General features: G+C 58.9%; 23 protein-coding genes. 22 read left to right on the top strand and 1 reads right to left on the bottom strand.

From position 1 onward, the window contains the following. Positions 1-15: 15 nt before the first annotated feature. From fabG to OYW20_RS17665, 9 genes are all read left to right on the top strand, one after another. The gene (gene fabG, locus OYW20_RS17705; RefSeq protein ID WP_268797234.1) at positions 16-756 is read left to right on the top strand and encodes a 3-oxoacyl-ACP reductase FabG; all 741 of its coding nucleotides are present in this window, start codon (positions 16-18) and stop codon (positions 754-756) included. Positions 757-941: 185 nt separating this feature from the next. After that, a complete protein-coding gene (gene acpP, locus OYW20_RS17700) occupies positions 942-1178 on the top strand; it encodes an acyl carrier protein (RefSeq protein ID WP_008375095.1) in 237 nt (78 codons plus the stop codon). 111 nt (positions 1179-1289) lie between these two features. Further along, on the top strand, positions 1290-2534 hold the full coding sequence (gene fabF / locus OYW20_RS17695; protein ID WP_268797233.1) for a beta-ketoacyl-ACP synthase II: 1245 nt from the start codon (positions 1290-1292) through the stop codon (positions 2532-2534). Further along, positions 2531-3349: an aminodeoxychorismate lyase gene (gene pabC, locus OYW20_RS17690; protein ID WP_268797232.1), complete on the top strand. Its 819-nt coding sequence runs from the start codon at positions 2531-2533 to the stop codon at positions 3347-3349. The genes fabF and pabC overlap by 4 nt, the downstream gene beginning before the upstream one ends. A 3-nt stretch (positions 3350-3352) precedes the next feature. After that, complete coding sequence (gene mltG, locus OYW20_RS17685) at positions 3353-4543, top strand: endolytic transglycosylase MltG (RefSeq protein WP_268797231.1); 1191 nt, start codon at positions 3353-3355, stop codon at positions 4541-4543. Positions 4544-4562: 19 nt separating this feature from the next. Further along, a complete protein-coding gene (gene tmk, locus OYW20_RS17680; RefSeq protein ID WP_268797230.1) occupies positions 4563-5207 on the top strand; it encodes a dTMP kinase in 645 nt (214 codons plus the stop codon). Further along, a complete protein-coding gene (locus OYW20_RS17675) occupies positions 5200-6186 on the top strand; it encodes a DNA polymerase III subunit delta' (protein WP_268797229.1) in 987 nt (328 codons plus the stop codon). Before tmk ends, OYW20_RS17675 begins: the two co-directional genes overlap by 8 nt. A gap of 48 nt (positions 6187-6234) precedes the next feature. Further along, entirely contained in the window at positions 6235-6591 is a 357-nt protein-coding gene (locus OYW20_RS17670) for a PilZ domain-containing protein (RefSeq protein WP_268797228.1), read from the top strand. A 14-nt stretch (positions 6592-6605) separates the two neighbouring features. Then, positions 6606-7388, top strand: a complete 783-nt coding sequence (locus OYW20_RS17665) for a TatD family hydrolase (RefSeq protein ID WP_268797227.1) — start codon at positions 6606-6608, stop codon at positions 7386-7388. Positions 7389-7630: 242 nt separating this feature from the next. Here the strand turns inward: OYW20_RS17665 and OYW20_RS17660 are convergent, their stop codons facing one another. Continuing rightward, positions 7631-8764 (bottom strand): aminotransferase class V-fold PLP-dependent enzyme, encoded by a 1134-nt coding sequence (locus tag OYW20_RS17660; RefSeq protein WP_268797226.1) that lies wholly within the window; start codon positions 8762-8764, stop codon positions 7631-7633. Positions 8765-8840: 76 nt separating this feature from the next. Between OYW20_RS17660 and OYW20_RS17655 the strand changes: the two genes are divergently transcribed. The 13 genes from OYW20_RS17655 to OYW20_RS17595 all read left to right on the top strand — a co-directional run bounded on the left by OYW20_RS17655 (position 8841) and on the right by OYW20_RS17595 (position 23209). Then, on the top strand, positions 8841-9503 hold the full coding sequence (locus OYW20_RS17655) for a TetR/AcrR family transcriptional regulator (protein WP_268797225.1): 663 nt from the start codon (positions 8841-8843) through the stop codon (positions 9501-9503). A 70-nt stretch (positions 9504-9573) separates the two neighbouring features. Next, positions 9574-10179, top strand: coding sequence for a DUF4823 domain-containing protein (locus OYW20_RS17650; RefSeq protein ID WP_268797224.1), 606 nt, complete (start codon positions 9574-9576; stop codon positions 10177-10179). Positions 10180-10188: 9 nt separating this feature from the next. Beyond that, a complete protein-coding gene (locus OYW20_RS17645; protein ID WP_268797223.1) occupies positions 10189-10764 on the top strand; it encodes a DUF1285 domain-containing protein in 576 nt (191 codons plus the stop codon). 88 nt (positions 10765-10852) lie between these two features. Next, the gene (locus OYW20_RS17640) at positions 10853-11863 is read left to right on the top strand and encodes an aspartate-semialdehyde dehydrogenase (protein WP_268797222.1); all 1011 of its coding nucleotides are present in this window, start codon (positions 10853-10855) and stop codon (positions 11861-11863) included. Positions 11864-11979: 116 nt separating this feature from the next. Beyond that, entirely contained in the window at positions 11980-14805 is a 2826-nt protein-coding gene (locus OYW20_RS17635; protein WP_268797221.1) for a FimV/HubP family polar landmark protein, read from the top strand. 170 nt (positions 14806-14975) lie between these two features. Then, the gene (truA, locus tag OYW20_RS17630; RefSeq protein ID WP_268801174.1) at positions 14976-15800 is read left to right on the top strand and encodes a tRNA pseudouridine(38-40) synthase TruA; all 825 of its coding nucleotides are present in this window, start codon (positions 14976-14978) and stop codon (positions 15798-15800) included. A 60-nt stretch (positions 15801-15860) separates the two neighbouring features. Further along, the gene (locus OYW20_RS17625) at positions 15861-16496 is read left to right on the top strand and encodes a phosphoribosylanthranilate isomerase (protein WP_268797220.1); all 636 of its coding nucleotides are present in this window, start codon (positions 15861-15863) and stop codon (positions 16494-16496) included. A 276-nt stretch (positions 16497-16772) separates the two neighbouring features. Next, on the top strand, positions 16773-17693 hold the full coding sequence (accD, locus tag OYW20_RS17620) for an acetyl-CoA carboxylase, carboxyltransferase subunit beta (RefSeq protein WP_268801173.1): 921 nt from the start codon (positions 16773-16775) through the stop codon (positions 17691-17693). Further along, positions 17690-18997, top strand: a complete 1308-nt coding sequence (gene folC, locus OYW20_RS17615) for a bifunctional tetrahydrofolate synthase/dihydrofolate synthase (protein WP_268797219.1) — start codon at positions 17690-17692, stop codon at positions 18995-18997. Before accD ends, folC begins: the two co-directional genes overlap by 4 nt. Further along, positions 18981-19643: an SPOR domain-containing protein gene (locus OYW20_RS17610; RefSeq protein WP_268797218.1), complete on the top strand. Its 663-nt coding sequence runs from the start codon at positions 18981-18983 to the stop codon at positions 19641-19643. Before folC ends, OYW20_RS17610 begins: the two co-directional genes overlap by 17 nt. Before the next feature lie 224 nt (positions 19644-19867). Further along, positions 19868-20455 carry a CvpA family protein gene (locus OYW20_RS17605; RefSeq protein ID WP_268797217.1) on the top strand — a complete coding sequence of 196 codons (588 nt, stop codon included), beginning with the start codon at positions 19868-19870 and terminating at the stop codon, positions 20453-20455. A 12-nt stretch (positions 20456-20467) separates the two neighbouring features. Further along, positions 20468-21976, top strand: coding sequence for an amidophosphoribosyltransferase (gene purF, locus OYW20_RS17600; protein WP_268797215.1), 1509 nt, complete (start codon positions 20468-20470; stop codon positions 21974-21976). A gap of 21 nt (positions 21977-21997) precedes the next feature. Then, entirely contained in the window at positions 21998-23209 is a 1212-nt protein-coding gene (locus OYW20_RS17595; RefSeq protein ID WP_268797213.1) for an O-succinylhomoserine sulfhydrylase, read from the top strand. The last annotated feature ends 2 nt before the right edge of the window (positions 23210-23211 follow it).

The raw sequence follows: 23211 nt of genomic DNA, 5'->3' as shown, positions 1-23211 counted from the left end.
TAAGGAGACGCTTGCATGAGCCTGCAAGGTAAAGTTGCGCTGGTTACCGGCGCGAGTCGTGGCATCGGCCAAGCCATTGCGCTGGAATTGGGCCGTAATGGCGCTACAGTTGTTGGTACCGCGACGTCCGAAGCGGGTGCCGAGCGCATCACCGCAAGCTTCAAGGAACACGGTATCGAAGGCTTCGGTCTGGCGTTGGACGTTTGCAGCGATGAGTCGGTCAGCGCCACCCTTGCGCTGATTCAGGAGCGTGTCGGCGTACCATTGATCCTGGTCAATAATGCCGGTATTACTCGTGACAACCTGATGATGCGCATGAAAGATGACGAATGGCATGATGTCATCGACACCAACCTGACCAGCCTGTATCGCCTGTCCAAAGGCGTTTTGCGGGGCATGACCAAGGCTCGTTGGGGACGAATCATCAGTATTGGTTCGGTTGTAGGTGCCATGGGCAACGCAGGACAAGTAAACTATGCCGCCGCGAAAGCGGGGCTTGAAGGTTTTAGCCGCGCTCTGGCGCGTGAAGTGGGCTCACGGTCGGTTACTGTGAACTCGGTGACACCAGGTTTTATCGACACTGATATGACCCGTGAGCTGCCTCAGGCACAACGTGATTCCCTGACGAGCCAGATTCCTCTGGGTCGACTGGGGCAAGCAGAAGAGATCGCGCACGTGGTCGCTTTTCTTGCTTCGGAAGGTGCAGGCTACGTTACCGGGGCTACAATCCCCGTGAACGGCGGCATGTACATGTGATCTGTCGCTTCAAAAAAATGTAATACGATCTGTCTAAAATCCGTTATAAAGCTGAAATCTTTTAATGGGCAGGAGGCGATGGGCGTAGCGGGAATTGCGTTTAGCTTGAAATACGCAAAACCTCTTCTATACACTTACCCATCGGCCAGCTGCCTGAATTTGTCCACTAGGAGTTAACACACGGTATGAGCACCATCGAAGAACGCGTCAAGAAAATCGTTGCCGAACAACTTGGCGTCAAGGAAGAGGAAGTTGTAAACACTGCTTCCTTCGTTGAAGACTTGGGTGCCGACTCCCTTGACACCGTTGAGCTGGTAATGGCTCTGGAAGAGGAATTCGAGACCGAAATCCCTGACGAAGAAGCCGAGAAGATCACCACTGTTCAAGCTGCTATCGATTACGTTACCAAGCATCAGGCGTAACAGTTTGTAATCGTCGCTTGCTGTTGTGGAAAAACCGCACTGCCTTCCGGCGTGCGGTTTTTTCTTTAAGAAACGCTGCAGCGTGTCGTCATTTGAAAAAAGGAGAGTCCTGTGTCGCGTAGACGCGTCGTGGTCACCGGTATGGGTATGCTGACGCCATTGGGCACCGATGTGCCGAGCACCTGGCAAGGCATTCTGGCTGGTCACAGTGGCATTGGCCTAATCGAACACACGGATCTTTCGGCCTACAGCACTCGCTTCGGCGGCTCTGTCAAAGGCTTTGATGTCGAGCAATATCTCTCGCTCAAGGAAGCCCGCAAGCTTGACCTGTTCATTCAATACGGCCTGGCAGCCGGGTTTCAGGCTGTACGTAACGCCGGGCTTGAAGTCAACGATAGCAACCGCGAGCGCATCGGCGTGGCCATGGGTTCCGGGATTGGTGGTCTGACCAACATCGAGGACACCAGTCGTACCTTGCATCAGTCTGGCCCGCGGCGTATTTCACCGTTCTTCGTGCCGGGCTCGATCATCAACATGATTTCCGGTTTCCTGTCGATCCATCTAGGCGCACAGGGCCCCAATTACGCCATTGCTACGGCGTGTACCACTGGTACGCACTGCATCGGTATGGCTGCGCGCAACATTGCTTACGATGAAGCAGACGTGATGATTGCAGGCGGCGCCGAGATGGCAGCGTGTGGTCTGGGCATGGGTGGCTTCGGGGCGTCGCGTGCGTTGTCTACGCGCAACGATGATCCTGCCCGGGCGAGCCGTCCATGGGACAAGGGGCGCGATGGTTTCGTGCTGTCCGACGGTGCGGGTGCGCTGGTTCTCGAGGAACTGGAGCATGCCAAGGCGCGCGGTGCGACCATCTACGCCGAGCTTCTGGGCTTCGGCATGAGTGGCGATGCGTTTCACATGACCTCGCCGCCAGACGATGGGGCGGGCGCTGCACGCTGCATCACCAATGCGCTGCGTGACGCCAGGGTCAACGTCGAGCAAGTTCAATACATCAACGCACACGGCACCTCAACGCCCGCTGGCGATCTGGCTGAAGCCAACGCCATCAAGTCGGTGTTCGGCGATCACGCCTATAACTTGGCAGTGAGCTCAACCAAGTCCATGACCGGGCATTTGCTTGGCGCTGCGGGTGCTGTCGAAGCGATTTTCAGTGTCCTGGCGATCAACGCCCAGGCGGCGCCGCCAACCATTAACCTGGATGAGCCCGGTGAAGGCTGTGACCTGGACTTCGTTGCGCATGAGGCGCGCAATATGCCGATCGACGTGGTGCTGTCCAACTCGTTCGGCTTTGGCGGTACAAACGGCTCTCTGGTGTTTCGCCGGTTCGCGGAATGACATTGTGCTGGGTCGACGGCAGGCCCACCGAGGTTCTGGGGGTCAAGGATCGGGGGCTTGCCTACGGCGACGGCCTGTTCGAGACCGTGCTGGTCAAGTCAGGCCAGCCAACGCTGCTGGACCGTCACCTGCAACGTCTCGCGAGCGGCGGAAGTCGCCTTGCGATAAATCTTGATCTGAAGCTGTTGCGGGATGAGTGCAATGCCTTTGCCGCTCAAATGGGCGAAGGCGTACTCAAGCTGATCGTCACGCGCGGTGACGGTCAACGCGGTTATGCACCCGCACCCGATGCGACACCTCGCCGGATTCTTCAGAGCAGCGCGCTGCCGGTTTATCCCGCCGCTCATGCGGAGCAGGGGATCAGGCTTTTCCCCTGCCAGACACGCCTCGCCGAGCAACCTTTACTCGCTGGCCTCAAGCATCTGAACCGACTGGAACAAGTCATCGCGCGCGGTGAGTGGCGCGACGCCCTTCATGCTGAGGGGCTGATGCGTGACACATCCGGTCGTATTGTCGAGGGCGTGCACAGCAATCTGTTTTTGGTCGCGCAAGACGTGCTTTTTACCGCCGACCTGAGCCGCTGCGGTGTGGCCGGTGTTATGCGCGCCGAGTTGCTGGATCAGGCTCGTTCAACGGGTATTACCGTTCAGATAGCTGATCTTCAGATGACGCATCTGGCTCAGGCAGATGAAGTGTTTGTCTGCAACAGCGTTTACGGCATTTGGCCTGTCACGGGCTTCGAACGGCAGCACTGGTCGGTTGGGCCGCTCACCCGTAAACTGCAAAATCTTGCCTGCAGGCTTCTGGATATCTGATTCGTGATCCGAAAATTATTAGTCTTGCTGGAGACGGGTGTTGTTCTGGCGGGGTTGTCACTGGGGCTGGCTTTCTGGCAGCAGCACACTGCGCTGCAGCAACCGTTGAAGCTGACCCAGGAACAACTGGTGGACGTCCCGGCAGGTTCATCGCCCACCGGTGTGCTCAATCGTCTTCAGGCCGACGGCGTAATAAAGGGCGCTTTCTGGCTGCGTCTTTACTGGCGTTTCAATCTGGCTGAACAGTCGTTGCACAGCGGCGAATACCGCATGACGCCCGGCATGGATGCAAGATCGCTGCTGACCCAGTGGCAAAAGGGCGATGTCGTGCAGTACAGCCTGACGCTGGTTGAAGGCTGGAATTTTCGTCAGGTCCGCGCTGCGCTCGGCAAACAACCCAAGCTTGAGCAGACCCTTGCCAACCTCAGTGACAGCCAGTTAATGGCGCGGCTGGGGCATCCGGATGTCTTCCCGGAAGGGCGCTTCTTTCCCGACACCTACCGCTACGTGCGTGGCATGACTGACCTTGAGTTGCTCAAACAGGCCTACAACCGTCTGGATGAGGTACTTGAGGAAGAATGGGACAAGCGTGCGCCAGAAGCCCCCTATGCCGATCCCTATCAAGCGCTGATCATGGCGTCCCTTGTCGAGAAAGAGACCGGCGTGCCGCAAGAGCGCGGGCAGATCGCTGGCGTATTTGTCCGGCGATTGAAACTGGGGATGCTGTTGCAGACCGACCCGACCGTTATTTACGGTCTGGGCGAACGTTACACCGGCAAACTCACACGCGCTTTTCTCAAGGAAGCTACGCCTTACAACACGTACGTGATTTCAGGGATGCCGCCCACGCCGATTTCGATGGTGGGGCGTGAGGCGATTCATGCGGCGATGAACCCGGTGGCCGGCAACAGTCTGTATTTCGTCGCTCGGGGCGACGGCAGCCACGTATTCTCCGCCGATTTGGATGCGCACAATGCGGCCGTGAAAGAGTTCCAGTTAAAGCGCCGTTCAGACTACCGTTCCAGCCCGGCACCGGTTTTGATTCCGGCGCCCGCTGCCGATCCCGCAGCGCCTGCAGTGCTTGTGCCTGAAAAGGCCGCCGAGCCGTCTGCAAATGACAAGGCCGTCGACAAATCGACAGCGCCGGGCGAGTCGGCTGACACACCTGAAAAAAGCGGTGAGACGCCGCAATGAATCCATTTAAGGACCGCCTGTGACTGGTTTGTTTATTACCCTGGAAGGGCCGGAAGGCGCGGGCAAAAGCACCAATCGTGAATACCTCGCCGAGTGCCTGCGCAGTCATGGCGTCGATGTTGTGCTGACGCGTGAGCCGGGCGGAACGCCCTTGGCCGAGCGGATTCGCGAGTTGCTGCTTACCCCGAGCGACGAGTCTATGAACGCGGATACTGAGTTGCTGCTGGTGTTCGCGGCGCGTGCCCAGCATTTGGCTGAGGTGATTCGCCCGGCGCTGGCGCGTGGCGCGGTGGTGCTGTGCGACCGTTTTACCGATGCGACTTATGCTTACCAAGGCGCAGGCCGCGGCCTGTCCATCGAGCGCATCGCCACCCTTGAGGCCTTTGTCCAGGGCGCATTGCGTCCGGACATCACGCTGGTCTTTGACCTGCCAGTGGAAATCGGTTTGGCGCGGGCCACGGCGCGCGGCCGACTTGACCGCTTCGAGCAGGAGGGGCGAGCGTTTTTCGAGGCCGTCCGCAGTACGTATCTGAAGCGCGCAAGTGCTGCCCCCGAGCGCTATCGGCTGGTCAACGCTGCGCTGTCGTTGTCTGAAGTCCAGTCCTCTCTGAGCATCCTGATTCCTGAACTGCTGAGCCTGCTCGCGGACCGTCGACATGCCTGAAGCCTATCCCTGGCAGGACAGTCTCTGGCAGCAAATGGCTGGCCGTGCGCAGCATGCACACGCTTATCTGCTGCACGGCCCGGCGGGCATCGGCAAGCGCGCGTTGGCCGAGCGCCTGATGCACCGGCTGTTGTGCCAGCGACCTTTGGGGCTCGATGCATGCGGTGAGTGCAAATCCTGTGTGCTGCTCGCGGCTGGCAGCCATCCCGACAATTACGTGCTTGAACCCGAGGAAGCCGACAAGGCGATCAAGGTTGATCAAGTACGTGATCTGGTCAGCTTCGTGGTTCAGACCGCGCAGATGGGCGGTCGAAAAGTGGTGTTGATCGAGCCTGTCGAGTCGATGAACGTCAACGCCGCCAACGCCCTGCTAAAAAGTCTTGAAGAGCCCTCCGGCAATACCGTGTTGCTGTTGGTCAGCCACCAGCCCAGCCGTTTGCTGCCAACCGTCAAAAGTCGTTGCGTGCAGCAGGCGTGTCCGCTACCAGGCGAGGCCATGAGCCTGGCGTGGCTGGCACAGGCGTTGCCGGGCTCAAGCGAAGATGAGCGGGTCGAACTGCTGACGCTGGCGGCGGGTTCGCCACTGGCGGCGGTCAGCCTTCAGGCCCAAGGCGTTCGCGAGAAGCGCGCGCTTGTGGTCGAAGGCGTCAAGAAGCTGCTCAAGCAACAGGCGTCACCCACGCAATTGGCAGAAGGCTGGAAAGATGTGCCGTTGTTGTTGCTGTTTGACTGGTTCTGCGACTGGTCGCATTTGATCCTGCGCTATCAACTGACCGGGGATGAAGACGGGCTCGGGCTGGCAGACATGCGCAAAGTGATTCAGTATCTGGCGCAAAAAACCGCTAAAGGCAAAGTGCTGTCGATACAGGACTGGGTGCTGGCGCAGCGTCAGAAAGTCATGGCGAAAGCGAACTTGAACCGGGTGTTGCTGCTCGAAGCTTTATTGGTGCAGTGGGCAGAGCTGACCGGTCGAGGGTAGACTGGCCCGCGCTGCGCAAGAAATCAGAATCATCACCGGGGAGTCACGATGAGTTTGCCACTGAGTCCAGGTCCGCGTAACGGCATTCTGTCCCTGACCATCAAGGACAAGTCTGTCCTCTACGCGGCGTATATGCCATTCATCAAGAACGGCGGCTTGTTCATCCCGACCAGCAAAAGCTACAAGCTGGGAGACGAGGTGTTCATGCTGCTGAACCTGATGGACGAACCGGAGAAAATCCCGGTTGCCGGTAAAGTCACCTGGATCACACCCAAGGGTGCGCAGGGCAACCGGGCTGCCGGCGTCGGTGTGCAGTTCAATGATGGCGATAACACCGCACGCAACATGATCGAAAATTACCTGGCCGGTGCTCTCAAATCCGACCGTCCTACCCATACGATGTAAGTTGTCACGCCCCCATGCTCGTAGATTCTCATTGTCACCTTGACCGTCTTGACCTCACCGAACACGCAGGCTCCCTCGATGCAGCCCTCGACGCGGCGCGCAATCGGGGTGTCGGGCATTTTTTGTGCATCGGCGTCAGTGCTGATAACGCAGGTGCCGTGAAGGCCCTCGCAGGTCGGTACGATGACGTGGATTGCTCGGTCGGCATTCATCCGCTGGATCTCAAGCCTGGAGAAGAGCCTGCGCTTGAATGGCTGTTGAAAGAGCTCGATCACCCGCGAGTGGTTGCCATTGGCGAAACCGGACTGGATTACCACTACGAACCCGAAGCCGCCGAGTTACAGCAAGCATCCTTTCGCTTGCACCTTCAGGCCGCCAATATCACCGCAAAACCCGTGATCGTGCATACCCGAGGCGCACGTGCCGACACGTTGGCGCTGCTGCGTGAAGCGGCTTTGCCTCAAGGCGGCGTGTTGCACTGCTTCACCGAGGATTGGGAAATGGCCAAGGCCGCGCTCGATATCGGTTTCTATATTTCATTGTCGGGGATTGTCACGTTCCGCAACGCAGAGGCGCTGCGCGATGTGGCCAGCAAGGTGCCTGCAGACAGATTACTGGTTGAGACCGACTCGCCGTATCTGGCGCCGATCCCATACCGGGGCAAGCCCAACCTGCCGCAGTACGTGCGTGAAGTCGCTGAGTTTCTTGCCATGCTTCGTGGGGAAACCTACGAGCGATTCGCCGAGCAAACCACGGACAACTTTCGTCGTTTGTTCCCGCTGGCCCATGTCGGCTAGTTCGCCTTGAACGCCTGCCAGGAAAATCCCGGGTAAAAAAAACCCGGGTTCTGGGGGGGAATCCGGGTTAAGACCATTAGGAGTAAACAAAGACACTCGGTCCGTCGGTGCCTTTACTGACGCTGCAATTGGGGGAGATGCCTCGTCAGTGAATATAAGTATTGGTCAGAATCGGCAGGCGTCCAGCGGGGGGTTGTACATTTTTTAAACAGTTTTGGAATACTTGAGCGCTTACTGATACCTCAAAGCGCAGCAATCCTTGCCACTGCCTGCAAACTTTCCTCGATCACCTGTGAATGCGTATAGAAATGCGGGGAAAACCTGATCCCTGGGCCTCTTGGCAAACACACCACCTGTTGTTGCATCAGCAATGGCCACGCTTGCGTCGCAGGCATTGAGTCAATGCTGAACGACAAAATGCCCGCTCTGCGTTGCGGATCTCGAGCAGTGTGCAACCGCACTCCAGCAATCGTGCTCAGGCCTTCTTCCAGCCACAGCACGCGTTCAGCCAGCGCTTCGCCCACGCGCTGCATGCCCACTTCCTCCAGCAAAGACAGACTCGCATCCAGCGCCATGGCGCCCAAGGTATTCGGGCTGCCGCACTCAAAACGCCGCGCGCTGCTTGCCGGTTGCCATTCGCGGCGACTGTAATCACCCATGTGCTCAAGCATGTGCCAGCCGAACTCGCTGAGTTTGAGCTGCGGGCGCAACGCCGCGCGGCAATAGAACACGCCAAGTCCCTCGGGACCGCACATCCATTTGTGGCCGTCCGCCATGGCGAAGTCGCACTGGCTGGCCTGAACATCGAAGGGTAGGGCGCCCAACTGCTGAATGGCGTCGACGCAGAACAACACGCCGCGCTGTTTGCAGCCATGTCCCAGCCGGTCGAGGTCCAGCCGTATGCCAGTTGCGAATTGCACGGCGCTGATGGATAGCAACCGTGTACGCGGGCCGCAGGCCTGCAGCAACGCTTGCTCAGGGTCTTCGCTGGCCATGCTCACTTGAATGACCTCCACGCCCTGAGGTTTCAACGCTTCCCACACCACTCGGTTCGAGGGGAACTCTTCATCGCTGATGACGATTTGGTCACCCTCCCTCCAGTCGAGGCCAAAAGCGACAAATGAAAGGGCTTCAGAGGTGTTTTTGACCAAAGCAATGTCATCGGTCGACGGCGCATTCAGCAATCGCATCAGGCGTTCACGCAGGCGCTGCTCCACCTTCATCCATTCCGGGTAATCGCGTGCGCCGAGCAAAACGTTCTCTTGGGCAAAACTTGCGACCGCATCGGCAGCGCGTTTTGGCCAGGGACCGACTGCGGCATGGTTTAAATAGCGCAAGCCAGGCGCTTGGGCGAATTCGTCAAGTAACGTGAACATGGTCGGATGATCCGTGCAATTTGGCGCGAGTTAGGCATAATGTGCGGCTTCGATTTTGATCCCACAGCCCCTTCCTATGCACAAAGAACCTCGTAAGGTCCGTGAGTTTCGGCGCCGTGAACAAGAAATTCTCGACATCGCGCTCAAGCTGTTTCTCGAACAGGGTGAAGACAGCGTCACCGTCGAGATGATTGCTGATGCCGTGGGTATCGGCAAAGGTACTATCTACAAGCATTTCAAGTCCAAAGCGGAGATCTATCTGCGCTTGATGCTCGACTACGAGCGCGACTTGAACGAGCTCCTGCACTCTGCCGATGTCGACAAAGACAAAGAAGCCCTTTCCCGCGCCTATTTCGAGTTTCGCATGCGCGACCCTCAGAGGTACCGGTTGTTCGATCGGCTGGAAGAGAAGGTGGTCAAGGGCAATCAAGTCCCTGAGATGGTCGAGGAGCTGCATGCCATCCGCGCCTCCAATTTCGAGCACCTCACGCTGCTGATCAAGGGGCGCATTTCAGAAGGCAAACTTGAGGATGTCCCGCCTTATTTCCACTATTGCGCGGCATGGGCCTTGGTGCATGGGGCGGTTGCGCTGTATCACTCGCCGTTCTGGAGCAATGTGCTTGAGGATCAGGAAGGCTTTTTCCAGTTTCTGATGGACATCGGCGTACGCATGGGCAACAAACGCAAGCGCGACACCGATCCTGCTCACGATCCGAAGCCAGAAATCCCGGGCGCCTGACCGAAGTGGCGCAAAAGCTGCATTAGACGACCATTCGCCGGTTTTCCGTCGTCGGCCTTTGGAGAGAATAATGCGTAGCCTGGTGCTAATACTGGCGCTGTTGAGTTTGAGCGGGTGCATGCACGTCAGTGATTTGGCGCAAGGCGCGCATGACGAGCTCAGCGACGCTGGGCTGCTTGATCACAGCTCTACACGCCGCATCAACAATTTCCGTGTGCAACCCGATTCCTTCATCTATATCGCCCAAGGCGCATTCGTGCCGCCGGGCGGCGCTTATCCGCGGCCTAACGTAGTCGCTGAAGAGGCGTTCAAAGGTTTTGTCGAATACTTCCCGATGGTCCGCCGGGCGCGGGCTGCTGAAGGGCTGGACGAGGCGATGAACGAGGCGCGTGCCGCAGGCGCACACTATTTGCTGTACACCCGGTTCGCCCGCGCTGACGACCGCATTGGCACGTTCGATGATTGGTCAGACCAAGAGGCGCTGGACCGGTTGGGCGTCGACAGCGGGGTCATTCAGCTTATGCTGATCGAAACCAACACCCGCTATCTGATCGATTCTGCGCGGATTCACATTCGTGGTGGATTGCTGACGCTTTACGACACCAAGCCTGAAGATTTGCTTGGGCGGCCGATGGAAGACTACGCTCGTAGCTTGATTGGTGCAGAGCGTCGCTAAGGAGCAAGCATGAGTGGGCCGGGTAAAGCCAATGATTTACTGGCGCAGATCCCCAGTTTCGACAAAAGCGCGGGCAAGGGTTTGCCGCCGGTGCATCTATGGAATCCAGCGTTCTGTGGCGATATCGACATGCGTATCGCCCGCGATGGAACCTGGTATTACCTGGGCACGCCGATTGGCCGCAAGCCTATGGTTCGACTGTTTTCGACCATCATTCGCCGAGAAGGCGATGCCTACTTTCTGATCACTCCGGTGGAGAAGGTGGGCATCACTGTCGATGACGCGCCCTTTGTGGCCGTGTTGCTGGAAGTCGAGGGGGAGGGCGAGACGCAGGTGCTGCGTTTTACCACCAACGTCGATGACGTGGTTGAGGCCAGTACGGTGCATAGGCTTCGCGTCAGCGTCGATCCCGTCACGCAGACACCCGCGCCTTATTTGCATGTGCGCAGCAATCTCGAAGCACTGATCCACCGCAACGTGTTTTATCAATTGGTGGATCTGGCTGTCACTCGTGACATCGACGGCCAGCGTTGGCTGGGTGTGTGGAGCGGCGGTGAGTTCTTCACAATCGGCCTTGAGCCGTAGGCGCTCAAGCTGCTGCGTCACCGCTTCAATTGCCTGTCGTGTATTGGGCAGTTAAAGTGCCGCTCCCCGATTTTCCTGAGGTTTTTGCATGAGTCAGTCCTTTGATATCGCCGTTGTTGGCGCCACCGGTACTGTCGGCGAAACCATCGTCCAGATTCTAGAAGAATGCGACTTTCCCGTTGGGGCGCTTAATTTACTGGCGAGTGCCGAATCCGCCGGCCATTCAGTGCCGTTTCGCGGCAAGAATATGCGCGTGCGAGAAGTTGATGCGTTCGATTTTTCCAAGGCGCAGTTGGTCTTTTTCGCGGCAGGGCCTGCCATCACCCGCAGCTACTCGCCACGCGCCACCGCTGCCGGTTGCGCGGTGATCGATTTGTCTGCAGGCCTGCCAGTCGAGCAGGCACCCAACCTCATTCCTGAGATCAACGCTGAGCTGCTTGCCAGCCTGCCCAAGCCCTTCCAGGTCGCTTGCCCCAGCCCGAGCGCTGCGGCACTTGCGCTTGTTATCGCTCCGCTGCGCGCGGTGCTGGATATCAAGCGCGTCACCGTCACGGCGTGCCTTGCCGTGTCGAGCCAAGGCCGGGAGGGTGTTACCGAACTGGCTCGGCAAACCACTGAACTGCTAAACATTCGGCCGCTGGAGCCGAAAGTGTTTGATCGGCAAATGGCGTTCAACGTCCTGGCGCAAGTCGGTACTCCGGATGCAGAAGGCCATGTTGCATTGGAAAAACGTTTGGTCGCCGAGTTGCGCGAGTTGCTGGCACTGCCTTTACTGAACGTCTCGGCGACCTGCATTCAAGTGCCGGTGTTTTTTGGCGACAGTTTCAGCGTGTCGATACAAACCGCAGGGCCTGTGGATCTAAAAGCCGTCGGTAAGTTGCTGGACGATGCCGCGGGTATCGAGCTGGTCGATGCAGGCGATTACCCGACAGCGGTTGGCGATGCAGTGGGTCAGGATGCTGTTTATGTAGGGCGTTTGCGTCAGGGTATCGACGATACCGCTGAACTCAATTTGTGGGTGACTTCTGATAATGTGCGCAAAGGCGCGGCGCTCAATGCTGTGCAGGTCGCGCAGTTGTTGATAAAAGACGTTGTGTAAAAGATACTTGCCGACAATTCGAAGAATCATTCTAGCTGCGGCGTGACGACGCGCCCCAAGCCCTAACAGGCTTAATCTTCTCGGTTGCCGGGGAATTTATAAACAAGGGATGGGCTATGGTTCAGGTTCGTAAACTGGTATTAGCAATCGCTGCGGCTTCGGCGCTGTCATCGGGTATGGCAAATGCGCTCGGGCTTGGAGGTCTGACCGTCAAGTCGACGCTCAATCAGCCGCTGCTTGCCGAGATCGAGCTGACGCAAGTGCAGGACCTGAACGCTGCGCAAGTGGTGCCCAGCCTGGCAACCTCTGCGGAATTCGCTCAGGCTGGCGTAGGAAGGATGGCGATTCTTGACGATTTGACGTTCACGCCAATCATCAATGCCAGCGGTAAGAGCGTTCTGCGCATCACGTCGACCAAGCCTGTGCGTGATCCGTACGTGAAGTTCCTGGTACAGGTGCTTTGGCCGAACGGTCGTGCGTTGCGCGAATACAGCCTGTTGCTCGATCCGCCCAAATCCACGCCTGAGGCAGCACCGGCCGCTGCTCAATTACCTTCCACCGCACCGGCAACGGCGCCAGCACAGGCTCAGCCTGCGGGTCAGACACCGGCGCCCGCGCCCGCTGAGCCTGCCGCGCCCAAGTTCACCCAATACACCACCGCCAACAACGACACGCTCTGGGAGATCGCCGCGCGCGCGCGTAATGGCGGGACCGTGCAGCAAACCATGCTGGCAATTCAGGCCTTGAACCCTGATGCGTTCATTGCAGGCAATATCAACCGGCTGAAAAAAGGCCAGGTCTTGCGCCTGCCGAGTCCGGCAGAATCCACGGCAATGCCGCAGCCGCGCGCTATCGCTGAGGTCGCTGCACAGAACCAGGCGTGGCGTCAGGGTCGCCGGTTGCCAAGCGGCACGCGGCAGGTCGACGCCACCCGTCGGGATCGCGCAGGCGCTGCACCGTCGCAGATCGAAGCCCAGGACAACCTCAGCCTGGTGTCTGCCAACACCAGAGCCGGCGCTAATGGCGCTGCGGGTGATGCTGCGCTGTCCAATAAACTGGCAACTGCTCAGGAAAGTCTGGACAGCACACGCCGCGATAACGAAGAGCTCAAAAGCCGGATGGGCGACCTGCAAAGTCAGGTCGACAAGCTGCAGCGCCTGATCCAGCTGAAGAATGACCAGTTGGCGAAGATGCAGGCTGCTGGCGCCGTAGTTCCTCCACCCGTCAACGACCCCAACAGCACTGTCAGCCCCAACAGTGTGACCAATCCTAACAATGCGGCTAACCCTGCAGCCCCGGGTACTTCGGCGATGCCGGCCACCGTTGTGGCCAACCCTGCGGCGCCCAATGCCGCAGTGCCTGATACATCGGGCAAGGCGCTAAATGAAATCGCGCCAGAAGATGCGTTGCCCGTTGACGGCGCCGCAGTGACTGCAGCGACGCCGGATCAGCCGTTGGCTGTAACGCCCCCTGCCGACACCGCGACCGCTGAGTCGAACAATCCGTTTAACAACCTGCTGGGTAACCCGCTGTTGTTAGGTTTGATTGGCGGCGGTGCATTACTGATCCTGCTGTTGCTGCTGCTACTGCTGGCCCGTCGGCGCAACGCACTGGCCGAGGCCGAAAAGCACCGGAAAATGGCCAGGGCACTCGCCGAAGAGTCCGAGTTTGACTCCGACATGGATTTGTCCGACAACAGTTTCGAAGGCCTGGAGGTGCCCCCTCCTGTGGGAAAGACGCCGCCGGCGCAGACCGCAGTCGCAGAGCCGGTCCGCGAACATCCGGCTGATCCTCTCGTTCAGGCAGAAATCCATATCGCTTACGGCCGCACCCATCAGGCGGTTGCACTGCTGGAAGAAGCAATCAGCGAAGAACCTCAGCGCAGCGATCTGCGCCTCAAGCTGATGGAGCTTCACGCCCAGCAGGATAACCAGACAGGTTTCATCGCCCAGGAGCGCAAGCTGGCTGCCACCGGGAAGAACCACGCTGAAGTCGAAGAGCTGAAAAGTCGCTACCCGGCCATGGCGGCTGCGGCGGCCCTGGCCGCGGCAGCTGCAACGACAGCCATTCTGGCTTCCAGAAGCGACGAGAAATATGTCGAAGACCTGCTCAACGATCAATCCGTTGCCGATCCGGTAACGCCTGTTGCTCCGGCACCTTTGGCGCAAACCCCGGTTCAGGAACGGGACGATTTCGACGCTGCATTCGACCTGAGTCTGGACGAGCTGGAAGCGGCATCGCCCACCCATGTCGAGGATCGCACCGCAGGTTCGGACCTGAACGATCTGGACCTCGACGCGCCGCTGCCGGGCGCTACCCGAGACGATCTGGACTTTGATGCGATCCTGCGCGAGCAAACCGGCGCCGTCTCGGCCAAGCCTGATGAGCTTTCGGATTTCGATCTGGACCTCTCGGACGATCAGCCTGCCTTGAAGGCCGAGGATGATTATCTTCTGGGTCTGGAAGATGAGCTACGTGAGTTGCCAGCGTTTGAGGCTGAGCCAGAGCTGGGAGAGACCCGCTTGGGAGAAACCAAGCCTGCGTCCTTGGCTCAAGATGATCTGGACCTGCCAGCGGACTTTGATCTATCGCTGGCCGACGAAATCGAGACCGAGCAGGCGTCAGCGGCGTTTGCTTCAGAAATCGATGATGTCAACGCCGAACTTGAGCGCCTTTCGCAACGTCTGGAGCAGCCGCCGGTCGCCACGCCGTTCGACGGTGGACCGACCTTCACTGAAGACGATGCGCTGCTTGCCGATGACGAGCCCGAGTTCGACTTTCTGTCGGGCACCGATGAAGCTGCGACCAAGCTTGACCTGGCACGCGCCTACATTGAGATGGGCGATGCCGACGGCGCTCGCGACATCCTCGACGAGGTGGTGGCCGAGGGTGATGACGTGCAGATTACCGAAGCGCGGGAGATGCTTTCGCGCCTCGTCTGATCTGCTGGTTGTCTGAACTGTAAAACGACCGCTTCGGCGGTCGTTTGCTTTTGTGGACAAGCGCATGGCGTCTTTTTTTTGCAGCCGTATAATGGCCGCCCTTGCGCGCACCCACAGGCTTTAAGTACTTGGCAACCATAGACACCGAGGCACAGACCGCAGCCGCCGAGATGGCTGCACAAGGGTATTCCCGAATCGCACTGGGCGTTGAATACAAAGGGTCGCGCTACAGCGGCTGGCAGCGACAGGCGAGCGGCGTCACGACCGTGCAGGAAACCCTGGAAAACGCGCTGTCCAAAGTGGCTAATTCTCCGGTCAGCCTGATGTGCGCCGGTCGTACCGATGCGGGAGTCCACGCGTGCGGTCAGGTGGTGCATTTCGATACGCAAGCCGAACGCACGATGAAAGCCTGGACCATGGGTGCCAACATCAATTTGCCCCACGACATCAGCGTCACCTGGGCCAAAGTGATGCCAGCGCATTTCCATGCGCGCTTCAAAGCCATCGCCCGGCGTTACCGCTACGTCATCTATAACGATCAGATTCGCCCTGCGCATCTCAATCAGGAAATCACCTGGAACCACCGGCCACTGGACGTCGAACGCATGGCGCTGGCAGCCTCGTATCTGGTAGGTACGCACGACTTCAGCGCCTTTCGCGCCGGTCAGTGCCAGGCCAAGTCGCCGATCAAGCAGTTGCATCACCTGCGCGTCACCCGTCACGGCAAAATGATCGTGATCGACATCCGCGCCAACGCCTTTCTGCACCACATGGTGCGCAACATTGCGGGCGTGTTGATGACCATCGGGGCAGGTGAGCGGCCGGTGGAATGGGCCAGCGAAGTACTTGAAAGCCGGGTGCGGCGCACCGGTGGCGTGACGGCGCATCCATTCGGTCTGTATCTGGTTCAGGTTGAGTACCGCGACGAGTTTGCGCTGCCGGACCGCTTCATCGGCCCACACTTTCTGACGGGGTTCGCTGAACTTGGCGGCTGACGCCCGGAAAAGCATTTGTTAACATCCGGCACTTCACGAGAGACCTGAGGTTTTCACGATATGTCAGCCGTTCGCAGCAAGATCTGCGGGATTACCCGCATAGAAGATGCGCTGGCAGCCGTTGAAGCGGGCGCTGATGCCATTGGTTTCGTGTTTTATGCCAAAAGTCCTCGTGGGGTGACTGCTCAGCAAGCGAAGGCGATCATCGCCGCATTGCCGCCCTTCATTTCCACCGTCGGGTTATTCGTCAATGCCAGTGCTTGCGAGCTGAACGAGACACTCGACGCAGTACCGCTGGATCTGTTGCAGTTTCACGGCGATGAAACCCCCGAGCAGTGCGATGGCTATCATCGCCCCTTCATCAAGGCGCTTCGGGTCAAGGCAGGTGACGACATTGCGGCCGCTTGCAGGCAATACGCCAACGCCAGCGGCATCCTGTTGGATACTTATGTGGAAGGCGTGCCAGGCGGGACGGGCGAAACCTTCGACTGGGCGCTGATTCCAAAAGGGCTCAGCAAGCCGATCATCCTTGCAGGCGGACTGACCTCTGCAAACGTGTCCCAGGCCATCGCGCAGGTTCACCCTTATGCGGTCGATGTCAGCGGCGGGGTGGAGCAAGCCCGAGGCATCAAGGATCACGATAAGATTCGCGCGTTCATGAGCGCGGTGCACGGCGCTTCAGACCTGCGCAATTAATCGGTTTGGCTCCGGATGTGACGACGGTTACATGTTTGCCGTCCACTAGCCTGCTGCCGCAGTTTGCGGGCAGGTCAGATTTAACAACGTGAAGACGTCTTGCGTCTTGCGGCAAGAAACAGAGCGGGGCGAGGGGTAGCTGTCAGTGCGGCAGGTCAGGCATAAGGCCGATCGCTGCGGGGGCGTGCGATTTTCGCTTCACATGAATTAGCTTAAGGGCAGCGCATGGCACACAACGCCACTGCGTTCGAGCCATCGGTACTGGAGAAAGAAAGCATGAGCAACTGGTTGGTAGACAAACTGATCCCTTCGATCATGCGTTCCGAGGTCAAGAAGAGCTCGGTGCCTGAAGGCCTGTGGCACAAGTGCCCATCGTGCGAGGCGGTGCTGTATCGACCAGAGCTGGAAAAGACCCTGGACGTCTGCCCCAAGTGCAACCACCACATGCGTATCAATGCGCGCTCGCGCTTGAACATCTTCCTGGACACTGAAGGTCGCGACGAAATCGGTGCCGATCTGGAGCCGGTCGATCGGCTGAAGTTTCGGGACAGCAAAAAGTACAAAGACCGTCTGACCGCTGCGCAAAAGCAGACCGGCGAAAAAGACGCGCTGGTTTCCATGAGCGGTACATTGCTGGGCATGCCAGTGGTGGCGGTGGCCTTTGAGTTCTCTTTCATGGGCGGCTCGATGGGCGCTATCGTCGGTGAGCGCTTTGTCCAGGCTGCGAATTACGCGCTGGAAAAACGCTGCCCGATGATCTGCTTTGCGGCATCAGGTGGTGCGCGGATGCAGGAAGCGCTGATCTCGCTGATGCAAATGGCCAAGACCTCTGCGGTGCTGGCGCGTTTGCGTGAAGAAGGTCTGCCATTCATTTCCGTATTGACCGATCCGGTCTACGGCGGCGTTTCGGCGAGTCTGGCCATGTTGGGCGACGTGATCGTCGCCGAGCCAAAGGCGCTCATCGGCTTTGCAGGTCCTCGCGTCATCGAGCAGACCGTTCGGGAAAAGCTGCCCGAAGGCTTTCAGCGCAGTGAATTCCTGCTTGATCATGGCGCAATCGACATGATCATCCATCGCCAGGAACTGCGTCAGCGCCTGGGCAATGTACTTGCTCAAATGATGGGCCTGCCGACGCCCAAATTCATCGCACCCAAAATCGAACCTGTCATCGTTCCTCCGATTCCGGCCAACATATGACCCAACGCTCTCTGGCCGACTGGCTCGCGTACCTCGAGCAACTGCACCCTTCGGCCATTGACATGGGGCTGGAGCGCTCACGGCAAGTGGCGCTTCAGCTGGGTCTCGGTCGGCCTGCGCCGCGTGTGATCACGGTCACCGGCACCAACGGCAAAGGGTCCACCTGTGCCTTCGTCGCCCGGTTGCTGCAAGCCCAAGGTCTCAAAGTCGGCGTTTACAGCTCGCCGCATTTGCTGCACTACAACGAGCGCGTTCAACTGCAGGGCGTCGAAGCCAGCGACGCGCAGCTGTGTGAAGCCTTCGCTGCAGTGGAAGCGGCCCGCGCCGATATTTCCCTGACCTATTTTGAAATGGGCACGCTTGCAGCGTTTTGGCTGTTCGAGCAAGCGTCGCTTGATGCTGTGGTGCTTGAAGTTGGTCTGGGTGGGCGGCTTGATGCCGTGAACCTGATCGACGCCGATGTTGCACTGGTCACCAGCATTGGCGTCGATCACGCCGATTGGCTGGGCGATACGCGTGAATCGGTGGCGTTCGAAAAGGCCGGGATCTTTCGTCAAGGCCGACCGGCGTTGTGCGGTGATCCTGAGCCGCCTGCACCGCTGCTTGAACGTGCCGAAGCGCTCGACTGCCCGCTGTCGTTGCGCGGGCGCGATTTCGATCTGACTATCAGCGGCAATGACTGGAACTGGTTTGGCACCGACATCGATGGACAGCGTGTCGAACTATTGAACCTGCCGTTGCTCGACCTTCCGATGCAGAACGCAGCATTGGCGCTCCAGGCGTATCTGCTGCTGGGGATGCCGTGGGACGCCTCGCTGATCCGCAATGCTTTGCTGAACACCCGGGTGACCGGACGTCTGGATCGCCGTGCGTTGCAGTGGCAGGGTAAGGCGCTCACGGTGTTGATGGACGTTGGTCACAACCCCCATGCAGCAACCTTTCTGGCTGAGCGTCTGGCGCAACGGCCTGTCGCGGGTCAACGGCTGGCGGTGTTCGGTCTACTCAACGACAAAGACCTCGATGGCGTTCTCGCTCCGCTGATGACCAGCATCGCATCCTGGGCGGTGGCACCGTTGCCGACTGTCCGCAGCCGCAGTGCCGATGAGGTTGCAGGCGCCTTGCAGAACCTTGGCGCCCGCGTGACGTCCTATCCGAGTGTCGCTCTGGCGCTGCAAGCACAATGCGAACAGGCGACTGCCGACGACGAAATCGTGCTGTTCGGATCTTTTTATTGCGTTGCCGAAGGTCTTGAATGGCTGAGTCGGCACGCCACGGAGGAAGTGGCAAATGGCTTTGCTGGATAAGGCTTACAAACAGCGAATGGTCGGCGCATTGGTGCTGGTCGCTGTGGCAGTGATTTTTCTGCCCATGCTGTTCTCGCGTCAGGACGAGGCGCGTCATGTGCAAGTCGAAGCGCCCGCAGCGCCGCAAGCGTCAGCCATGTCTCAGGTCAAAGTTGATCCGGTCAGTGTCCCCGAGCAGCAGCCTTTGCCGCAGGAACCCGTGCCGACGGATGAGGATCTGACCCGCAGCTCGCAGCCGCCTTCCACCCCGATAGCGCCAGCACCGAGCAGGCCTGTCACGCAACAAACCGCGGCGGTCGCGAAGGCAGCACCTGCACCAGCAGCACCAGCTTCCACTCAGCCTGTAAAAAGTGCTCCTGCGACCCCTTCAGTGCCTGCTGCGGAAAGCCGAGTGGACGCCAATGGTCTTTCGGTCAGTTGGTCGGTCCAATTGGCGAGCATGTCCAATCGGGCGAATGCCGATAACCTCCAGAAAACCCTGCGCACTCAGGGGTACAACGCCTACATCCGCACCTCGGATGGCGTGAACCGGGTGTTTGTCGGTCCGCTGATCGAGCGCGCAGAAGCCGACCGTCTGCGTGACCAACTGGACAAGCAGCAGAAGCTCAAGGGCATCGTGGTGCGCTTCCAGCCTGAACGCCGATAAGTCTGCGCAATCCTGTAGGAGCGAATTTATTCGCGAGGCTTTATGCCCGCTGATGACTATTTTTCAGGGCAACACCGCTCGCGAATAAATTCGCGCCTACAGCTCCAGCGTCGTCTGACTGCCCAACGATTGATTGAGTTAATCAAACCCCACTGAAATCCCCGCTTACAGGCGGGCGAGCGCTCTGTTAAAATCCGCCGCCTTATCCGTCTGTAGGCGTGAACGTGTCATTTACCCCGGTTGACTGGGCGATCCTCGCGATTGTCGCCATCTCCGCTTTGATCAGTCTCAAGCGCGGCTTCGTAAAGGAAGCATTGTCCTTGTTGACCTGGATCATCGCCGGCGCGGTTGCCTGGATGTTTGGCGGGTCGCTTTCGCAGTATCTGGTCAATTACATCGAGACACCTTCGGCGCGCGTCATTGCGGGCTGTACCATTCTTTTTGTCGCCACCTTGCTGGTCGGCGCCATGGTCAACTTTCTTATTGGGGAACTGATACGCGTCACCGGGCTGTCCGGGACCGATCGTTTTCTGGGTATGGTCTTCGGCGCGGCGCGCGGAGGCCTGCTGGTTGTAGTGGCAGTCGGGCTATTAAGCCTGGGGCCGGTGCAGCAGGATCAATGGTGGCAGCAATCGAAGCTGTTGCCGCAATTTGTCATGGTTGCTGACTGGTCGAAAAACCTGATTCTCGGGATGTCCAGCAAGTGGCTAGCCAGCGGAATCAGCGTACCTGTTGATATTCCGTTCAAGGATCATCTTCTGCCGCCTATAACGCCGCAGGAAGTGCTCGGTAAATCCAGTTCCACTAAGTAGGGGTTGTGTCGCATGTGTGGCATCGTCGGTATCGTCGGCAAGTCGAACGTCAATCAGGCGCTGTATGACGCGCTCACCGTCCTCCAGCACCGCGGCCAGGACGCTGCCGGTATCGTGACCAGCCACGACGGCCGGTTGTTTCTGCGCAAGGATAACGGCCTGGTCCGTGACGTGTTTCATCAGCGCCATATGCAGCGTCTGGTCGGCCACATGGGTATCGGCCACGTGCGCTACCCCACCGCAGGCAGCTCGACGTCCGCTGAAGCCCAGCCGTTTTACGTCAACTCGCCGTATGGCATCACCCTGGCGCACAACGGCAACTTGACCAACGTTGAACAGTTGGCCAAGGAGATTTACGAATCCGATCTGCGCCACGTCAACACCAATTCCGACTCGGAAGTGCTGCTCAACGTGTTCGCTCATGAGCTGGCGGTACGTGGCAAGTTGCAACCGACCGAAGAAGACATCTTCGCCGCCGTGACCGACGTGCATAAACGCTGCCGCGGTGGCTATGCGGTCGTGGCAATGATCACCGGTTATGGCATTGTCGGCTTCCGCGATCCGGACGCCATTCGCCCTATCGTGTTCGGCCAGCGTCACACCGACGAAGGCGTCGAATACATGATCGCCTCCGAAAGCGTTGCTCTCGACGTGCTCGGTTTCTCGCTGATCCGTGACCTTGCACCCGGCGAAGCGGTTTACATCACTGAAGACGGCAAGCTGCACACCCGACAGTGCGCACCGAATCCAAAATACGCGCCGTGCATTTTCGAACATGTTTATCTGGCCCGTCCGGATTCGATCATCGACGGCATCTCGGTCTACAAGGCGCGTCTGCGCATGGGCGAGAAGCTGGGTGACAAGATCCTGCGCGAGCGTCCGGATCACGACATCGACGTGGTCATTCCGATTCCGGACACCAGCCGTACCGCCGCCCTCGAGCTGGCCAATCACCTGGGCGTCAAGTTTCGCGAAGGCTTCGTGAAAAACCGCTACATCGGCCGCACGTTCATCATGCCGGGGCAGGCAGCACGGAAAAAATCCGTACGTCAGAAGCTCAACGCCATTGAACTGGAATTCCGCGGCAAGAACGTGATGCTGGTGGACGACTCCATCGTGCGCGGTACCACGTGCAAGCAGATCATTCAGATGGCCCGCGAAGCTGGCGCCAAGAATGTCTACTTCTGTTCTGCGGCCCCGGCCGTACGCTTCCCTAACGTCTACGGCATCGACATGCCGAGTGCCCACGAGCTGATCGCTCACAACCGCACCACCCAGGACGTGGCCGACCTCATCGGTGCCGACTGGTTGATCTATCAGGACCTCAACGACCTGATCGAGGCTGTAAGCGGCAGCAAAAAGATCAAGATCGACAACTTCGATTGCTCGGTCTTTGACGGCAAGTACGTGACCGGTGATATCGACGAGCATTATCTGAACAAGATCGAGCAGGCGCGTAACGACGCCTCCAAAGTCAAAACCCAGGCTGTGAGCGCGATCATCGATCTGTACAACAACTAATTCAGACTAGGAGTAGACCGCATGACTCAGGAATGGGATGCCGGTCGACTGGACAGCGACCTTGAAGGCGTGGGTTTTGACACCCTCGCTGTTCGCGCTGGTCAGCACCGCACGCCGGAAGCCGAGCACAGCGATCCGTTGTTCTTCACTTCCAGCTACGTGTTTCGCACAGCGGCGGACGCGGCAGCCACGTTTGCCGGCGACAAGCCGGGCAACGTCTATTCGCGCTACACCAACCCGACTGTGCACTCGTTCGAAGAGCGCATGGCCGCTTTGGAAGGTGGCGAGCAGGCGGTCGGAACATCGACCGGGATGTCCGCCATTCTCGCCACGGTCATGGCCCTATGCAGTGCTGGCGATCACGTGCTGGTCTCCAAGAGCGTGTTCGGTTCGACCATCAGCCTGTTCGAGAAGTACTTCAAGCGCTTCGGCGTGGAAGTCGACTATGTGCCGCTGACCGAGTTGTCGGGCTGGGACGCGGCGATCAAGTCGAACACCAAGCTGCTGTTCGTCGAGTCGCCGTCCAATCCGCTGGCCGAACTGGTCGACATCGCCGCACTGGCCGAAGTCGCTCACGCCAAGGGCGCGCTGCTGGTGGTGGACAATTGCTTCTGCACCCCGGCGTTACAACGTCCGTTGCTGATGGGCGCAGACGTGGTTACACATTCGGCGACCAAATTCATCGACGGCCAGGGCCGGGCGATGGGCGGTGTGGTAGTGGGGCGTGCCGAGTTGATGAAGGAAGTGGTCGGTTTCCTGCGCACCGCAGGGCCGAGCCTGAGTCCTTTCAACGCCTGGCTATTCCTCAAGGGCCTCGAAACACTGACTATCCGCATGCGTGCCCATTGCCAGAGCGCGCTGGAGCTGGCGCAGTGGCTTGAGCAACAGGACGGTATCGAGAAAGTGCATTACGCCGGTCTCGAGAGCCATCCCCAGCACGAACTGGCCAAGCGTCAGCAAAAGGCTTTTGGGGCGGTCGTGAGTTTTGAAGTCAAAGGCGGTAAAGACGGCGCCTGGCGTTTCATTGATGCCACGCGGTTGATTTCCATTACGGCCAACCTGGGCGACACCAAGACCACCATCACTCATCCGAGCACGACCTCCCACGGTCGTTTATCGCCGCAGGAGCGCGAAGCGGCGGGGATCCTGGACAGCCTGATTCGCGTGGCTGTTGGTCTGGAAGACGTGGCCGACCTTAAAGCCGATCTGGCGCGTGGTCTGGCGGCGTTGTGAAT

This window comes from Pseudomonas sp. BSw22131, from assembly GCF_026810445.1.
In the GTDB taxonomy this organism is placed as follows: Bacteria; Pseudomonadota; Gammaproteobacteria; order Pseudomonadales; family Pseudomonadaceae; genus Aquipseudomonas; species Aquipseudomonas huanghezhanensis.
This window is presented reverse-complemented; position numbering and strand designations above follow the sequence as displayed.

What these genes read in the sequence shown, in the direction of transcription:
- OYW20_RS17645 (WP_268797223.1), top strand. Translation starts at nt 10,189, where the DNA reads ATGAGTGGGCCGGGTAAAGCCAATGATTTACTGGCGCAGATCCCCAGT.
- OYW20_RS17675 (WP_268797229.1), top strand. Translation starts at nt 5,200, where the DNA reads ATGCCTGAAGCCTATCCCTGGCAGGACAGTCTCTGGCAGCAAATGGCT.
- OYW20_RS17610 (WP_268797218.1), top strand. Translation starts at nt 18,981, where the DNA reads ATGGCTTTGCTGGATAAGGCTTACAAACAGCGAATGGTCGGCGCATTG.
- OYW20_RS17625 (WP_268797220.1), top strand. Translation starts at nt 15,861, where the DNA reads ATGTCAGCCGTTCGCAGCAAGATCTGCGGGATTACCCGCATAGAAGAT.
- OYW20_RS17655 (WP_268797225.1), top strand. Translation starts at nt 8,841, where the DNA reads ATGCACAAAGAACCTCGTAAGGTCCGTGAGTTTCGGCGCCGTGAACAA.
- pabC (WP_268797232.1), top strand. Translation starts at nt 2,531, where the DNA reads ATGACATTGTGCTGGGTCGACGGCAGGCCCACCGAGGTTCTGGGGGTC.
- fabG (WP_268797234.1), top strand. Translation starts at nt 16, where the DNA reads ATGAGCCTGCAAGGTAAAGTTGCGCTGGTTACCGGCGCGAGTCGTGGC.
- OYW20_RS17665 (WP_268797227.1), top strand. Translation starts at nt 6,606, where the DNA reads ATGCTCGTAGATTCTCATTGTCACCTTGACCGTCTTGACCTCACCGAA.
- OYW20_RS17640 (WP_268797222.1), top strand. Translation starts at nt 10,853, where the DNA reads ATGAGTCAGTCCTTTGATATCGCCGTTGTTGGCGCCACCGGTACTGTC.
- OYW20_RS17660 (WP_268797226.1), bottom strand. Translation starts at nt 8,764, where the DNA reads ATGTTCACGTTACTTGACGAATTCGCCCAAGCGCCTGGCTTGCGCTAT.
- OYW20_RS17670 (WP_268797228.1), top strand. Translation starts at nt 6,235, where the DNA reads ATGAGTTTGCCACTGAGTCCAGGTCCGCGTAACGGCATTCTGTCCCTG.
- truA (WP_268801174.1), top strand. Translation starts at nt 14,976, where the DNA reads ATGGCTGCACAAGGGTATTCCCGAATCGCACTGGGCGTTGAATACAAA.
- OYW20_RS17635 (WP_268797221.1), top strand. Translation starts at nt 11,980, where the DNA reads ATGGTTCAGGTTCGTAAACTGGTATTAGCAATCGCTGCGGCTTCGGCG.
- accD (WP_268801173.1), top strand. Translation starts at nt 16,773, where the DNA reads ATGAGCAACTGGTTGGTAGACAAACTGATCCCTTCGATCATGCGTTCC.
- acpP (WP_008375095.1), top strand. Translation starts at nt 942, where the DNA reads ATGAGCACCATCGAAGAACGCGTCAAGAAAATCGTTGCCGAACAACTT.
- OYW20_RS17650 (WP_268797224.1), top strand. Translation starts at nt 9,574, where the DNA reads ATGCGTAGCCTGGTGCTAATACTGGCGCTGTTGAGTTTGAGCGGGTGC.
- folC (WP_268797219.1), top strand. Translation starts at nt 17,690, where the DNA reads ATGACCCAACGCTCTCTGGCCGACTGGCTCGCGTACCTCGAGCAACTG.
- purF (WP_268797215.1), top strand. Translation starts at nt 20,468, where the DNA reads ATGTGTGGCATCGTCGGTATCGTCGGCAAGTCGAACGTCAATCAGGCG.
- OYW20_RS17595 (WP_268797213.1), top strand. Translation starts at nt 21,998, where the DNA reads ATGACTCAGGAATGGGATGCCGGTCGACTGGACAGCGACCTTGAAGGC.